Source organism: Mycobacterium saskatchewanense, assembly GCF_010729105.1.
Taxonomy (GTDB): domain Bacteria; phylum Actinomycetota; class Actinomycetes; order Mycobacteriales; family Mycobacteriaceae; genus Mycobacterium; species Mycobacterium saskatchewanense.
Window position 1 is genome coordinate 3077261 of record NZ_AP022573.1, and the last position, 13779, is coordinate 3091039.

Sequence of the window (13779 nt, forward strand, 5' to 3'; positions counted from 1 at the left end):
ACTTGCTTTGTTAGGCCGCTGACGGACGGCCGCTTGGAGGAGCATCGATGACGGACGGTCCCCGCACCGTGCCCGCGGCGCTGGATCGGTTCGCGCACCGACTTCCCGACCACCCCGCGCTGATCACCGACGAGCGCGCCTTCACGGCCGCCGCCCTGCGCGACGAGGTCCACCGGGCCGCGGCCGCGCTGATCGCCCTCGGAGTGCGGCCGGCGGATCGCGTCGCGATCTGGTCGCCCAACACCTGGCACTGGGTGGTGGCCTGCCTGGCGATCCACCACGCCGGGGCCGCCATGGTTCCCCTGAACACCCGCTACACCGCGGAAGAGGCGGCCGACATCCTGGCCCGCACCGAGGCGCCCGTGCTGTTCGGGATGGGTGAGTTCCTCGGCGCCGACCGGGTCGCCGAACTGCGGCGCGACGACCTGCCCGCCCTGCGGCACATCGTGCGGATCCCGATCGAAGCCGCGGAGACCGGTGTCGGGTCCTGGGACGACTTCATCGCCCGGGGCGCCGAATCCTCAGCCACCGAGGCGGTCAACGCCCGCGCCGCCGCCGTCACCCCCGACGACGTGAGCGACATCCTGTTCACCTCAGGCACCACCGGCCGCAGCAAGGGCGTGCTGTGCGCACACCGGCAATCGCTGTCGGCGTCGGCGTCCTGGGCCGCCAACGGCAAGATCACCAGCGCCGACCGGTACCTGTGCATCAACCCCTTCTTCCACAACTTCGGTTACAAGGCCGGCATTCTGGCCTGCCTGCAGACCGGCGCCACGCTGATCCCACATCTGACCTTCGACCCGCTGCGCACGCTGCAGGCGATCGAGCAACACCGCATCACGGTGCTGCCCGGCCCACCCACGATCTATCAGGTGCTGCTGGACCATCCGGCCCGGCAGGACTACGACCTGAGTTCGCTGCGGTTCGCGGTGACCGGAGCGGCCACCGTACCGGTGGTGTTGGTGGAACGCATGCAGTCCGAGCTCGACATCGACATCGTGCTGACCGCTTACGGGCTGACGGAGGCCAACGGCATGGGAACCATGTGCCGCGCGGACGACGACGCGGTCACCGTCGCGACGACGTGCGGGCGCCCGTTCGCCGATTTCGAGTTGCGCATCGACGCCGCGCCCGGCTCCGAGACCGGCGAGGTCCTGCTGCGCGGGCCGAACGTGATGCTGGGTTACCTCGATGACCCCGAAGCGACCGCGGCCGCAATCGATTCCGACGGTTGGCTGCACACCGGCGACATCGGCGCCGTCGACGCGGCCGGCAACCTGCGCATCACCGACCGCCTCAAGGACATGTACATCTGCGGTGGCTTCAACGTCTACCCCGCCGAGGTGGAGCAGGTCTTGGCCCGCATGCCGGGGGTGGCCGACGCCGCCGTGATCGGCGTGCCCGACGAACGGCTGGGCGAAGTCGGTCGTGCGTTCGTGGTGGTCCGGCCCGGTGTCGACCTCGACGAGCAATCGGTGATCGCTTACACACGTGAACATTTGGCGAACTTCAAGGCACCACGATCGGTGCGGTTCGTCGACACGTTGCCGCGTAACCCGGGCGGCAAGGTGGTCAAACCACAACTGCGGGAGCTGGCCTGATGGACCTGCAATTAGACGACGACACGCTCGCCTTCCAGACCGAGGTCCGGGAGTTCCTGTCGGCCAACGCCGGTGAGATCCCGACGAAGTCCTACGACAACGCCGAAGGCTTTGCCCAGCACCGGCATTGGGACCGGGTGCTGTACGACGCCGGCCTGTCGGTGATCACCTGGCCGGAAAAGTACGGGGGTCGCGACGCGCCGCTGTTGCACTGGGTGGTGTATGAGGAGGAGTACTTCCGCGCCGGCGCACCCGGACGGGCCAGCGCCAACGGCACCTCCATGCTCGCCCCCACACTGTTCACGCACGGCACAGCCGAGCAGCTGGACCGGATCCTGCCCAAAATGGCCAGCGGTGAACAGATCTGGGCGCAGGCCTGGTCGGAGCCCGAGTCCGGCAGCGACCTGGCGTCGCTGCGGTCCACCGCGACCAAGACCGACGGCGGCTGGCTACTCAACGGACAGAAGATCTGGAGCTCGCGGGCGCCGTTCGCCGACATGGGTTTCGGGTTGTTCCGCTCCGACCCCACCGCCGAGCGGCATCACGGCCTGACCTACCTCATGTTCGACCTGAAGGCCGACGGCGTCACCGTGCGCCCGATCGCTCAACTCGGCGGCGACACCGGCTTCGGTGAGATCTTCCTCGACGACGTCTTCGTTCCCGACGCCGACGTGATCGGCAGCCCGCACGACGGCTGGCGCGCGGCGATGAGCACGTCGAGCAACGAGCGTGGGATGTCCCTGCGCAGCCCGGGCCGCTTCCTGGCGGCAGCCGAGCGGCTGGTGCGGCTGTGGAAGGACCGCGGCTCCCCCGCGGCATTCGCTGACCGGGTCGCGGACGCGTGGATCAAGGCCCATGCCTACCGGCTGCAGACCTTCGGCACCGTCAGCCGGCTGGCCGCCGGCGGTGAGCTGGGCGCGGAATCGTCGGTGACCAAGGTCTTCTGGTCCGACCTCGACGTCGAGCTGCATCAGACCGCCCTCGACGTCCTCGCAGCCGACGGCGAGCTGGCCGGCACCTGGACCGACGGCCTGCTCTTCGCGCTGGGCGGCCCGATCTACGCCGGCACCAACGAGATCCAGCGCAACATCATCTCCGAACGGCTGTTGGGCCTGCCCCGAGAGAAGAAGTGACCGTGGAATTCCAACTGGACGAACAGCAGCGCGACTTCGCGGCCAGCATCGACGCCGCGCTTGGGGCGGCCGACCTGCCCGCCGCGGTGCGCGCATGGTCCGCGGGCGACGCGGCACCGGGCCGCAAGGTGTGGGAGCAGCTGGCCAATCTCGGCGTCACCGCGCTGCTCGTGCCCGAAGAGTTCGACGGCATCGGGGCCGAACCGGTTGACCTGGTGGTCGCGCTCGAGCGCCTGGGCCGTTGGTGCGTGCCGGGGCCGGTGACCGAATCCATTGCCGTGGCGCCGGTCTTGCTCGCCACCGACGACCATGGCGAACGCTGCGCGGGCCTGGCCGCCGGGGAACTCATCGCCACCGTCGCGCACCCGCCGCACACGCCCCGCGCCGTCGACGCCGATGTGGCGGGCCTGGTGCTTCTGGTCACCGACGCCGGCGTAACCGAGGCCCAGCCGGGCGAACGGCACGAATCCGTCGACCCCAGCCGCCGCCTCTACGACGTCACCGCTGCCGGCGCCCCCTGGCAGGTGGACATCGCGCGCGCCCACGAGTTCGGCGCGCTGGGCACCGCCGCGCAACTGGTCGGCGCCGCCGGGGCGATGCTGGATGCTGCCGTCGACTACGCCAAGCAGCGGTCCCAGTTCGGCCGGGTGATCGGTTCCTATCAGGCGGTGAAACACAAGCTCGCCGACGTGCACATCGCGGTGGAGCTGGCCCGCCCGCTCGTCTACGGCGCGGCAGTGACGCTCCACCCGCGTGACGTCAGCGCCGCCAAGGCGGCCGCGTCCGACGCGGCCCTGCTGGCGGCGCGCGCGGCGCTGCAGACCCACGGCGCGATCGGTTTCACCCAGGAACACGACCTATCCCTGTGGCTCTTGCGGGTGCAAGCGTTACGGTCGGCCTGGGGTACGCCGGAAGCCCACCGGCGCAGAGTGCTGGAGGCGCTATGACGGACGAGCGGGAGATGCTGCGGGACACGGTCGCGGCCCTGGTCGCCAAGCATGCGAGCCCGTCGGCCGTGCGCGCCGCGACCCAGTCCGACCGCGGCTATGACGAGTCGCTGTGGCAGCTGCTGTGCGAACAGGTCGGTGCGGCCGCTTTGGTGGTTCCGGAGGAGCTGGGTGGCGCCGGCGGCGAATTGGCCGACGCGGCAACGGTTCTCCAGGAGCTCGGCCGCAACCTGGTGCCCTCCCCGCTGCTGGGCACCACGCTGGCGGAGCTCGCGCTGCTGGCGACACCCGAGCCGGACGGCGAAACGCTGGCGGGCCTGGCCGAGGGCCGCCTGATCGGCGCGCTGGTGCTGGATCCCGACTACGTGGTCAACGGCGACATTGCCGACGTCGCCGTCGCCGTCGCCGACGGCGAGCTCAGCAGGTGGACCCGGTTCAGCGCCGAATCCCTGGACAGTATGGACCCCACCCGCCGGCTGGCCCGGGTACGGCCCGAGCAGACCGAGAAGCTGGGCGCGGACCCCGGCCTCGCCGACACCGCGGCGATCCTGCTGGCGGCCGAGCAGATCGGCGCGGCGGAGCGCTGCCTGGAGCTGACGGTCGAATACTCGAAGAGCCGCGTCCAGTTCGGCCGCCCCATCGGCAGTTTTCAGGCGCTCAAGCACCGGATGGCGGACCTCTACGTCTGCATCGCCGCCGCCAAGGCCGTCGTCGCCGACGCCTGCGGCGAGCCCACCGCCACGAAGGCCGCCACCGCGCGCCTGGCGGCGACCGAGGCACTGAACGTCGTGTCCGCCGAGGGTATCCAGCTGCACGGCGGCATCGCGATCACCTGGGAACACGACATGCACCTGTACTTCAAGCGCGCGCACGGCAGCGCCCATCTGCTCGACTCGCCGCGCGACTTGCTTGGCCGGCTCGAATCCGAGGTACTCAAGCCAAGAAGGTCGAAGTGAACGACCATGTCGCACTGCGCGCCGGTATCCCGCCTTTCCATGTGATGGATGTCTGGCTGGCCGCCGCCGAGCGCCAGCGCAGCCACGGCGACCTGGTGAATCTGTCGGCGGGCCAGCCCAGCGTCGGCGCGCCCGAACCGGTGCGCGCGGCCGCGGCCGCCGCCCTGCACCTCAACGAGCTGGGCTACACGGTGGCGCTGGGCATCCCCGAGCTGCGCGCCGCGATCGCCGCGGACTACCGGCGCAAGCACGGCATCGACGTGGACGCCGACGCGGTCGTCGTGACCACGGGTTCCTCCGGCGGGTTCCTGCTCGCCTTCCTCGCGTGCTTCGACGTGGGCGACCGGGTGGCGCTGGCCAGCCCCGGCTACCCGTGCTACCGAAACATCCTGTCGGCGCTGGGATGCGAGGTGGTCGAGATCCCCTGTGGGCCGCAGACCCGGTTCCAGCCCACCGCGCGGATGCTGGCCGAACTCGACCCCCCGGTGCGGGGCGTGATCGTCGCGAGCCCGGCCAACCCCACCGGCACGGTCATCGCGCCGGCCGAGCTGGCCGCGATCGCCTCCTGGTGCGAGGAGTCCGGGGTTCGGCTGATCAGCGACGAGGTCTATCACGGCCTGGTCTACCCGGGAGCGCCGCAGACCAGCTGCGCCTGGCAGACCTCGCGGGACGCGGTGGTGGTCAACAGCTTTTCCAAGTACTACGCGATGACGGGCTGGCGGCTGGGCTGGCTGCTGGTGCCGCCCGCGCTGCGTCGCGCGGTCGACTGCCTGACCGGTAACTTCACCATCTGCCCGCCGGTGCTGTCCCAGATCGCCGCGGTCGCGGCGTTCACCCCGGCGTCGACCGCCGAGGCGGACGGCAACCTGCAGCACTACGCGGCGAACCGCTCGCTGCTGCTCGACGGGCTGCGCGCCATCGGCGTCGACCGGCTGGCGCCGACCGACGGCGCGTTCTACGTCTACGCCGACGTCTCCGATTTCACCACCGACTCGCTCGGCTTCTGCTCGCAGTTGCTGGCCGACACCGGAGTCGCCATCGCGCCGGGCATCGACTTCGACACAGCGCGCGGCAACTCGTTCGTCCGGTTGTCGTTCGCCGGCCCCACGAGCGACATCGAAGAGGCGCTGCGGCGAATGGGGCCATGGCTGTCCGTCAGCGGTTGAACCGCCCGGCCAGGTATTCGGCCCGGCACGCGCGGCGGGCGAGCTTGCCGCTCGTGGTGCGGGGGATGGCTCCGGCCGCGACCAGCCGCACATCGGCGACCCGGATCTGGTGATGCCGCGAGATCGCCGCCCGCACGGTCTCGGCGATCGACCCCGATTCGGCGCGGCCCGCTCCGGCGGCGCGCTCGGCGACGACGACCACCTGCTCACCGGAACCGCTGCCCGCCGAAACACTATCGGCCGGAACGGAAAACGCTGCGACATAACCGGTGCGGATTGCCGGCGAGGATTCGCTCACCGTGGTTTCGATGTCGTGTGGGTAGTGGTTGCGGCCGTCGATGATGATGAGGTCCTTGATGCGCCCCGTCAGGTACAGCTCGCCGTCGAGGTAGACACCGAGATCGCCGGTGGCCAGCCAGCAGCCGTTGTCCGGGGCGCCGTCGGCATGGCTACCGACCTGCAGCCGAGACTGCAGCTTGTTGTAGAACACCCGTCGTGTTTCGTCTTCGCGGCCGAAGTACCCGCGGCCGATGTTGTTGCCGTGCAGCCAGATTTCGCCCACGATTCCGTCCGGAACCTCCGCACCGTCCGGGTCGGCGATCACCGCCCACTGCTCGAGGATCGGCTGGCCGCACGAGACCAGGGAGACCGCGTCGGGCGCGGTCGGGTCGACGACCACCGCGCGGCCGGCGCCGAGTTGCTGCCGGTCGAAGAAGGTCGCGCTGGCCGCGGCGTCCGAGGCGATGCTGGCGACCGACAGTGTCGCTTCCGCCATCCCGTAGGACGGCTTGACCACGTTCGCGGGCAGCCCGTACGGGGCGAAGGCGTGGGTGAACTGCTCGATGGCCGACATGCTCACGGGCTCCGACCCGTTGAGCAGGCACACCACGTTGCTGAGGTCGAGATCCTCGCCACCAGGCGGCAGTCCCCGCTGGGCCGTCAGCTCGAAGGCAAAGTTCGGCGCCGCCGCCATTGTGCGGCCGCGGGTCGCCGCAATGCCCAGTTGCTTGATCCAGCGGTAGGGCCGGCGAAGGAACGCCATGGGATCCATCAGGGTGACGTGTGCCCCGAAGTACGCCGTGAACACGATCATCATCAGTCCCATGTCGTGATACAGCGGCAGCCAGCTCACGCATTGGACATCGGTATTCAGCCCGCCGTGCAGGATCATCTGCATCGCATTGGTGTAGACGGCGCGATGGGTGATCTCCACCCCGGCCGGCGTGCGGGTCCGGCCGGCGTGCGGGTCGAGCCCGACGTGTACTGCAGATAGGCGAGATCATCGGTGTCGCGGGCGACGTCGGTGAAGCTCGCGGCGAGCGTCGCGGGCACCGCGTCCACGGCGATCATCCGCGGCCGCTCGTCCGGGGGCAGAGTCCGAATGAACGCCCGGACCGATTCGGCGGCGGCGGTCGTGGTCAGGATCGCGGCGGGCCGGCCGTCGGCGAGCACCGCCGCCAGCCGCTCGCCGTGCCCCGCCAGGGTCGGCGCAAAGAGCGGGATCGCGACGTTGCCCGCGTGGACGGCAGCGAAGAAGCCCGCGACATAGTCGAGGCCCTGCGGCGCCAGGATCGCCACCCGATCGCCGGGCTTGGTGACCTGCTGCAAACGGGCCCCGATCGCGCAGACGCGTGACCAGAGCTCGTTCCAACTGAGCTCGGCGACCCGCCCGTCCTGTTCGTGCGAGTAGTCGATGAAACGGTAAGCCGGGCTGTCGCCGAGCTGAGCCCGGTTCTGGTCGAAATTCGAGGTCAACGTCACGCCCTCGGGCACCACGATCTTGCCGGCAACGGCGGCGTCAGTATTTGCGCCGCTCGCGGAAGCGCCGATATTGGTTAATTCGTGATCCCGACCCACGTTGGGAGAGGCTAATAGACATACTTACAAAACGGCGCATTTGCGCGGGTATGGCGGTCGTCACTATTTCACGGGGCGTCGTGCCACATCACACCTCGGTCGAATGCACTCCGCCATCACTCGCGCATGGTCTGTGCAATCTGCGCCTCGACGGCGCCGCGTGCACCGACCCCGCTCACGTCGATCCCGAACCGCCCGGCGAGGGTGTCGACGACGGCCGCCGCTCCGTCGAGGCGGATCTCCTCGCTCGCGTCGGCGCGGTGGATGGTCAGGTCACGCCCGGAGAGATTCAGTCGCCCGTCGTCACCCACCAGGGCGACCATCAATCCGGTGACGAAGATCGACTCGGGGTGAGTGGAGACGAACCAGCTCCCCACCTGCAGGTCGACGTCCAGCGCCGTCTGGGTGCTGAAAACGTAGAGCGGGGTCCACTCACCGCGGATTTGCGCCTGCAGGAGTAGCCCCTCCCCCCGGTCCTCGAGCCGGTACGGCTCCTGCGCGGTCTGCTGGATGGTGCCGGTTTCCAACCGGAGCGGCGACGTGGGCGTCTGACCGCCGAAGCCGACATCGACCAGGTATGGCCCCGGCGAGCCGGGGAAGGTGACCACCAGCACCGTGTGCGTCTGCGCGCCCAGTGGCGCGCCGGGCGGCAGCAGCCAGGCCACCCGACCGGCGAGCCGCCGCACCCGGAATCCGAGCGCGGCGAGCGCGTAGCCCATCAGCCCGTTCTGCTCGTAGCAGTAGCCACCCCGGCGCCGGTACACCAGTTTGTCGGTGAGCGCCTCGGCACTCAGGTCCTCGACCGGCACCCCCATCAACGGATCGAGGTTCTCGAATGGGATAGACCTGGTGTGGGCGGTGATCAGCCCTTGGAGGACGCCGAGGTTCGGCTCGGTGGCGCCGCGGTAGCCGATGCGTTCGAAGTACCCGTTCAGATCGAGCGTCATGGACCCATTCTGCTGGCAACGGCCAACCCCGAGCGCTGCTTCGACAGCCATATACCCGTGGGGGTATAGTCGTACCGCGCGGGAAGGGAGAAACCAATGACGGCCGTCGACCTCTACCTGGATCCGGTGTGCCCATTTTCCTGGGTGACCTCGCGCTGGCTGCTGGACGCGGCCGACGTCTCTCGACGCCCGGTCAACCTGCGGCAGATGAGCCTGGCAGTGCTCAACGAGGGCCAAGGCTTCGACGGCCAAAGACAACAAATGATGGAACGATCGCGGCGGTTGGGGCGCCTCTTTGCGGCGGCAGTCGGTAAGCATGGCCAGGACGCGTTCGGGCGGCTGTACGAGGCGCTGGGAACGCAGCTCCATCTGCGCGACGACGAACTCGACGGGGATGAGCTGAGGGCGCTGCTGAACGCATGCGGGCTCGAGGAATCGCTGTGCGAAGCGCTCGGGGACGCAAGCCTCGACGACGAGGTCAAGCGCAGCCACCAGGCCAGCCAGGACTCGCTCGGGGGCTCGGCCGGCAGTCCCGTCATCGTGGTCGACGGCCGCGGATTCCACGGCCCGGTGCTCACGCGGATTCCGAGTCACGAGGACGGCGTCCGCCTGCTGGACGCGATTGTCGTCGCCGCAAAAATCCCCGAATTTGCCACGCTGCAAAGGCCGACCCAGGGTCCGCCGGTGCTCGAGGAAAGACCACGCTGATGTGTCATCCCGTCAAATGCCGCACGTGCGGGAAGACGACGTGGGCCGGCTGCGGCGCACACGTCGAGCAAGTCCGCGCAACGGTGCCCGAATCGAACTGGTGCCCCGGTCATCCGAATCAACCGAACCGAGGCTGGTGGAAATCGCTCCGCTCGTGAATTGGAGCGCCATCGAATTGCCGTCGCCGCATTTAGCGGCAATGGGTCATATGTTGCGGTCGGAGGCAAGCGCGGGCGCGACGGTTCGTGGCGGCGCAGCCACCGTCTTTGGGCTTGTTTGATATCTGTCGAATATGGAAATCCGCTCAGGGCGTGCTGTAGCAACCGACGCCTGAAACGGAGCGCCCATCATGAGTACGAACAACATCGTCTGGATCGTGATCGCCGCCGTCGTGGTGATCCTCGTGCTCGCGGCGGTGATCGTCGGGGCACGCAGGGCGACGCACCGGCGCCGCCTGCGCCAGGCCGAAGAGATCCGCGAGCAGGCCAAGCAGGAAACGGCCCGGGTAGAACGCCGCCAGGCGGTCGCCGACGAGACCGCCGCCAAGGCCCGGGCCGCGCAGGCCGAGGCCGAGGCAAAGGCCGCTGAAGCGGCTCGTCTGCAGGAACGGGCGCAGATGCATCAGGGCGCAGCGGCGACGTCACGCGAGCGGGTCGACGAACAGTGGAAACGCGCGGACAGCATCGACCCCACGGTCACCGCGGAGTCAGGTGACGGCTCCGCCCCGCGGGGAGCGGGGGAGCACGAAACCGATCACACCGGCAGCCACCGGCCGGCCAAGAGTTGATCGCGTTTCGGGTCGCCCCGATGGCCCGCCCCCTCAACGGGCCATCGGGAGCGCCATGACCGCCGTCGCACGCTGTGGGTGTACGAGTTTCCAAATCGCGCCGCCGCCAAACATCGGGCCGTGCCCGGGCCGGTGACTACAGCCAGGTGTCCTGGGTGGTGGTGGTGAGAAACGCTTCCAGATCGTCGCGCCACTGGGCGGGGGTCGTCTTGTCCGGTTCGATCCCCGTGTACTCGCCGCGGTAGAACAGCAACGGTCGCGGCTTGATCTTGGGTGCCTCCGAGAGGGACTGCACCGCGCCGAACACCACGAAATGGTCGCCACCGTCATGCACGGACGCCACCGTGCAGTCGATGTGGGCCAACGACCCGTCGATGATGGGCGAACCCAGTTCGGAGGGATGCCAATCGATGCCGGCGAACTTGTCGGGTTCTTTGGACCCGAACCGCGCCGAGACGGGCTTCTGCTTCTCGGTCAGCACGTTGACGCAGAACCGGCCACTCGCCTCGATGGCCTGCCAGGACCGCGACACCCTCGTTGGGCAGAACAACACCAGCGGAGGGTCCAGTGACAGCGCGGCGAACGACTGGCACGCGAACCCGATCGGGGTCTCGTCGTGCACGGTCGTGATGATGGTGATCCCGGTGCAGAACTGGCCCAGCACCTGTCGGAAGGCGCGCGGATCGATTTGCGCGGACATAACGGGCTCCGGCTCATCCGCTCATGCCGACGGTGAAGTCGTGGCCCCACAGGCTCACCGCGGTGCTCTCTCGAGCCACCCAGTCTTGATCCTCGACTTGCCTTCCCTCGCAACCGAATTCGACGTCGAATCCGCCCGGGGTCTTCATGTAGAACGACAGCATCAGGTCGTTGACGTGCCGGCCGAGCGTCGCCGACATCGGCACCTTGCGGCGCAGCGCCCGGTCCAGGCACAGCCCCACGTCGTCGGCGTCCTCCACCTCGATCATCAGGTGGACGATTCCGCTCGGCGTCGGCAGCGGCAGGAAGGCGAGGCTGTGGTGGCGGGGGTTGCAGCCGAAGAAGCGCAGCCACGCCGGCGCCCCGTCGGCCGGCCGCCCCACCACCTGCGGCGGCATCCGCATCGAGTCGCGAAGCCTGAAGCCGAGCACGTCGCGGTAGAAGTGCAACGCCTCGTCGTCGTCGCGGGTGGACAACACCACGTGGCCCAGGCCCTGCTCACCGGTGACGAACTTGTGGCCGTACGGGCTGACCACGCGGCGGTGCTCCAGGGCTACCCCGTGAAACACCTCCAGGCAGTTGCCGGACGGGTCGGAGAACCGGATCATCTCCACCACCCGGCGATCGGCCAACTCGGCGGCAGTGGCCTCCTTGTACGGCACGCCCTCGACGTCGAGCCGGTTCCGGATCTCTTGCAGCCCTTCGGCATTCGCGCATTCCCAGCCGGCCTCCATGAGGTGGTCCCGCTCGCCGGGCACGATCACCAACCGGGCCGGGAAATCGTCCATGCGCAGGTAGAGAGCACCCTCGGTGTTCCCCTTGCCCTCGACCATGCCGAGCACTTTCAGACCGTACTCCCGCCACGCCGCCATGTCGGTGGCCTCGATGCGCAGATAGCCCAGCGAACGGATGCTCATCAGGCACCTCCCAGGAAATCGATGGTGAGTTTGTTGAACTCGTCGAACTTCTCCACCTGCGCCCAATGCCCACATTGCCCGAAGACGTGCAACTGCGCGCGGGGGATGGTCTTCAGCGCCACCAGCGCTCCGTCGAGCGGGTTGACCCGATCCTCGCGACCCCAGATCAACAACACGGGCTGACGCAGCCGGTGCACCTCGCGCCACATCATGCCGAGCTCGAAATCCGCCCCGGCGAAGGACATTCCCATCGCCCGGGTGGCGGTGAGCGATTCGGGCGTGCTGGCCAGGGCGAATCGCTCGTCGATCAACTCGGGCGTGATCAGCTTCTGGTCGTAGACCATGACCCGAAGGAATGCTTCGAGGTTTTCCCGGGTGGGTTCGCCGGAGAATTTGCCGAGCCGCTTGACACCCTCGGTGGGGTCGGGGGCGAACAGGTTGATGCTCAGCCCGCCCGGGCCCATCAGCACCAGTCGCCCCGCCCGGTCGGGGTAGTCGAGGGCGAAGCGCACTGCGGTGCCCCCACCCAGCGAATTGCCCACCAGCGGAACGCGTCCCAGGCCGAGTTGGTCGAAGAGCCCCTTGAGCGCCCGCGCGGCGTAGTGGTTGAACTGCCCGTGTTCGGCGCGCTTGTCGGACAGCCCGTAGCCGGGCTGATCGACGGCCAGCACGTGAAACCGCTGCGCCAGCACGGGAATGTTGCGCGCGAAGTTGGTCCAGCTCGCCGCGCCGGGACCGCCGCCGTGCAGCAGCACCACGGTCTGGTCGTTGCCGACGCCGGCCTCGTGGTAGTGCAGCTTGAGCGGACCGTCGACGTCGACCTCGACGAAGCGCGAGGTGGACTGGAAAGTCAGTTCCTCGGTAGCGGTCATACCATCGTGTCGCCGGGCGGCAACCCGAACTCGTGATTGCCGAAGATCACGTACGCGCGCTCGGGGTCGTTCGCGGCGTGCACCCGGCCGGCGTGCGCGTCGCGCCAGAACCGCTGGATGGGTGCGTCATTGGCGAGCGCGGTGGCGCCGGACGCCTCGAAGAGCCGGTCGATCGAGGCGATCGACCGGCCGGTGGCCCGCACTTGGTCGCGGCGCGCGCGGGCGCGAATGTCGAACGGAATCTCCTTGCCCGCGGCAAGCAACGCATACTCGTCACCGACGTTGCCGATCAGCTGGCGCCACGCGGCGTCGATGTCGCTGGCGGCCTCGGCGATACGGACCTTGGCGAACGGGTCGTCCTTGGCCTTCTCCCCCGCGAACGCGGCGCGCACCCGCTTACCCTGATGCTCCACGTGGGCGGCGTAGGCGCCGTAAGCCATGCCGACGATGGGAGCCGAGATGGTAGTGGGATGCATTGTGCCCCAAGGCATTTTGTAAACCGGGGCGGTGTTGGTCTGGTATCCGCCGGCGGTCCCGTCGTTCATGGCCTTGTAGGAGAGGAACCGGTGCCGGGGCACGAACACGTCCTTGACGACGACGGTGTTGCTGCCGGTGCCGCGCAGGCCGACGACGTTCCACACGTCGTCGATGCGGTACTCGGTGCGCGGGATCAGGAAGCTGCCGAAGTCCACCGGACGGCCGTCCTTGATGACCGGACCGCCCAGGAACGCCCACGTCGCGTGGTCACAACCGGATGACCAGTTCCACGAACCGTTGACCAGATAGCCTCCGTCGGTCACGACGCCGGCACCCATCGGGGCATACGACGACGACACCCGCACGTTGGCGTCCTCGCCCCACACCTCTTCCTGGGCGCGCTGGTCGAAGAGCGCGAGATGCCAGTTGTGCACCCCGATGATCGAGCTGACCCAGCCGGTCGATCCGCAGGCGCTCGCCAGCCGGCGGACCGCCTCGTAGAACAGTGTGGGATCGCATTGCAGGCCGCCCCACTGTTCGGGCTGCAGCAGGGTGAAGAAGCCGACGTCCTGCAGATCCTGAACGGTCTCCTCGGGCAACCGGCGAAGGTCCTCGGTCGCCTGGGCGCGTTTGGCGATCCGCGGCAGCAGATCGTCGATGCCCGCCAGAACGGACTGCGCATCACGCTGTTGAATGGACGTCACTTAGGGTC

Annotated in this window: 12 protein-coding genes and 1 pseudogene; 7 read left to right on the top strand and 6 right to left on the bottom strand. The window is 68.7% G+C overall.

The window, feature by feature from the left end; translation table 11 throughout:
• Positions 1 to 47: 47 nt before the first annotated feature.
• From fadD3 to G6N56_RS14430, 5 genes are read left to right on the top strand one after another with little or no spacing between them, the layout of a single operon-like run.
• Positions 48 to 1601 (top strand): 3-((3aS,4S,7aS)-7a-methyl-1,5-dioxo-octahydro-1H-inden-4-yl)propanoate--CoA ligase FadD3, encoded by a 1554-nt coding sequence (fadD3, locus tag G6N56_RS14410; protein WP_085255334.1) that lies wholly within the window; start codon positions 48 to 50, stop codon positions 1599 to 1601.
• Complete coding sequence (locus G6N56_RS14415; protein WP_085255333.1) at positions 1601 to 2734, top strand: acyl-CoA dehydrogenase family protein; 1134 nt, start codon at positions 1601 to 1603, stop codon at positions 2732 to 2734. The genes fadD3 and G6N56_RS14415 overlap by 1 nt, the downstream gene beginning before the upstream one ends.
• Entirely contained in the window at positions 2731 to 3681 is a 951-nt protein-coding gene (locus tag G6N56_RS14420) for an acyl-CoA dehydrogenase family protein (RefSeq protein WP_142280550.1), read from the top strand. Before G6N56_RS14415 ends, G6N56_RS14420 begins: the two co-directional genes overlap by 4 nt.
• A complete protein-coding gene (gene ipdE2, locus G6N56_RS14425) occupies positions 3678 to 4637 on the top strand; it encodes an acyl-CoA dehydrogenase IpdE2 (protein WP_085255332.1) in 960 nt (319 codons plus the stop codon). The genes G6N56_RS14420 and ipdE2 overlap by 4 nt, the downstream gene beginning before the upstream one ends.
• The gene (locus G6N56_RS14430) at positions 4634 to 5803 is read left to right on the top strand and encodes a pyridoxal phosphate-dependent aminotransferase (RefSeq protein WP_085255331.1); all 1170 of its coding nucleotides are present in this window, start codon (positions 4634 to 4636) and stop codon (positions 5801 to 5803) included. Before ipdE2 ends, G6N56_RS14430 begins: the two co-directional genes overlap by 4 nt.
• Here G6N56_RS14430 and G6N56_RS14435 read toward each other — a convergent pair.
• A pseudogene (locus G6N56_RS14435) lies at positions 5793 to 7633 on the bottom strand (fatty acyl-AMP ligase). The gene G6N56_RS14430 and the pseudogene G6N56_RS14435 sit on opposite strands and share 11 nt — an antisense overlap.
• Positions 7634 to 7776: 143 nt before the next feature.
• Positions 7777 to 8607 carry an arylamine N-acetyltransferase family protein gene (locus tag G6N56_RS14440; protein WP_085255329.1) on the bottom strand — a complete coding sequence of 277 codons (831 nt, stop codon included), beginning with the start codon at positions 8605 to 8607 and terminating at the stop codon, positions 7777 to 7779.
• Positions 8608 to 8703: 96 nt separating this feature from the next.
• On the opposite strand from G6N56_RS14440, the gene G6N56_RS14445 reads away from it, so the two are divergent.
• Together G6N56_RS14445 and G6N56_RS14450 are read left to right on the top strand one after the other, a co-directional pair.
• A complete protein-coding gene (locus tag G6N56_RS14445) occupies positions 8704 to 9315 on the top strand; it encodes a mycothiol-dependent nitroreductase Rv2466c family protein (protein WP_085255328.1) in 612 nt (203 codons plus the stop codon).
• 349 nt (positions 9316 to 9664) lie between these two features.
• Positions 9665 to 10102 carry a hypothetical protein gene (locus tag G6N56_RS14450; protein WP_085255327.1) on the top strand — a complete coding sequence of 146 codons (438 nt, stop codon included), beginning with the start codon at positions 9665 to 9667 and terminating at the stop codon, positions 10100 to 10102.
• A 136-nt stretch (positions 10103 to 10238) separates the two neighbouring features.
• Here G6N56_RS14450 and hsaB read toward each other — a convergent pair whose 3' ends face one another.
• The 4 genes from hsaB to hsaA are packed head-to-tail and all read right to left on the bottom strand — an operon-like array spanning position 10239 to position 13771.
• Positions 10239 to 10802, bottom strand: coding sequence for a 3-hydroxy-9,10-secoandrosta-1,3,5(10)-triene-9,17-dione monooxygenase reductase subunit (gene hsaB, locus G6N56_RS14455; RefSeq protein WP_085255326.1), 564 nt, complete (start codon positions 10800 to 10802; stop codon positions 10239 to 10241).
• 13 nt (positions 10803 to 10815) lie between these two features.
• Positions 10816 to 11718, bottom strand: coding sequence for an iron-dependent extradiol dioxygenase HsaC (gene hsaC, locus G6N56_RS14460; RefSeq protein ID WP_085255325.1), 903 nt, complete (start codon positions 11716 to 11718; stop codon positions 10816 to 10818).
• Entirely contained in the window at positions 11718 to 12590 is an 873-nt protein-coding gene (gene hsaD / locus G6N56_RS14465; RefSeq protein WP_085255324.1) for a 4,5:9,10-diseco-3-hydroxy-5,9,17-trioxoandrosta-1(10),2-diene-4-oate hydrolase, read from the bottom strand. The genes hsaC and hsaD overlap by 1 nt, the downstream gene beginning before the upstream one ends.
• Positions 12587 to 13771 (bottom strand): 3-hydroxy-9,10-secoandrosta-1,3,5(10)-triene-9,17-dione monooxygenase oxygenase subunit, encoded by a 1185-nt coding sequence (gene hsaA / locus G6N56_RS14470; RefSeq protein ID WP_085255323.1) that lies wholly within the window; start codon positions 13769 to 13771, stop codon positions 12587 to 12589. The genes hsaD and hsaA overlap by 4 nt, the downstream gene beginning before the upstream one ends.
• Positions 13772 to 13779: the final 8 nt, after the last annotated feature.

Coding starts and splice junctions, on each gene's coding strand:
- hsaB (WP_085255326.1), bottom strand. CDS start 10,802: ATGTCCGCGCAAATCGATCCGCGCGCCTTCCGACAGGTGCTGGGCCAG.
- hsaD (WP_085255324.1), bottom strand. CDS start 12,590: ATGACCGCTACCGAGGAACTGACTTTCCAGTCCACCTCGCGCTTCGTC.
- hsaC (WP_085255325.1), bottom strand. CDS start 11,718: ATGAGCATCCGTTCGCTGGGCTATCTGCGCATCGAGGCCACCGACATG.
- ipdE2 (WP_085255332.1), top strand. CDS start 3,678: ATGACGGACGAGCGGGAGATGCTGCGGGACACGGTCGCGGCCCTGGTC.
- G6N56_RS14440 (WP_085255329.1), bottom strand. CDS start 8,607: ATGACGCTCGATCTGAACGGGTACTTCGAACGCATCGGCTACCGCGGC.
- G6N56_RS14450 (WP_085255327.1), top strand. CDS start 9,665: ATGAGTACGAACAACATCGTCTGGATCGTGATCGCCGCCGTCGTGGTG.
- fadD3 (WP_085255334.1), top strand. CDS start 48: ATGACGGACGGTCCCCGCACCGTGCCCGCGGCGCTGGATCGGTTCGCG.
- G6N56_RS14415 (WP_085255333.1), top strand. CDS start 1,601: ATGGACCTGCAATTAGACGACGACACGCTCGCCTTCCAGACCGAGGTC.
- G6N56_RS14445 (WP_085255328.1), top strand. CDS start 8,704: ATGACGGCCGTCGACCTCTACCTGGATCCGGTGTGCCCATTTTCCTGG.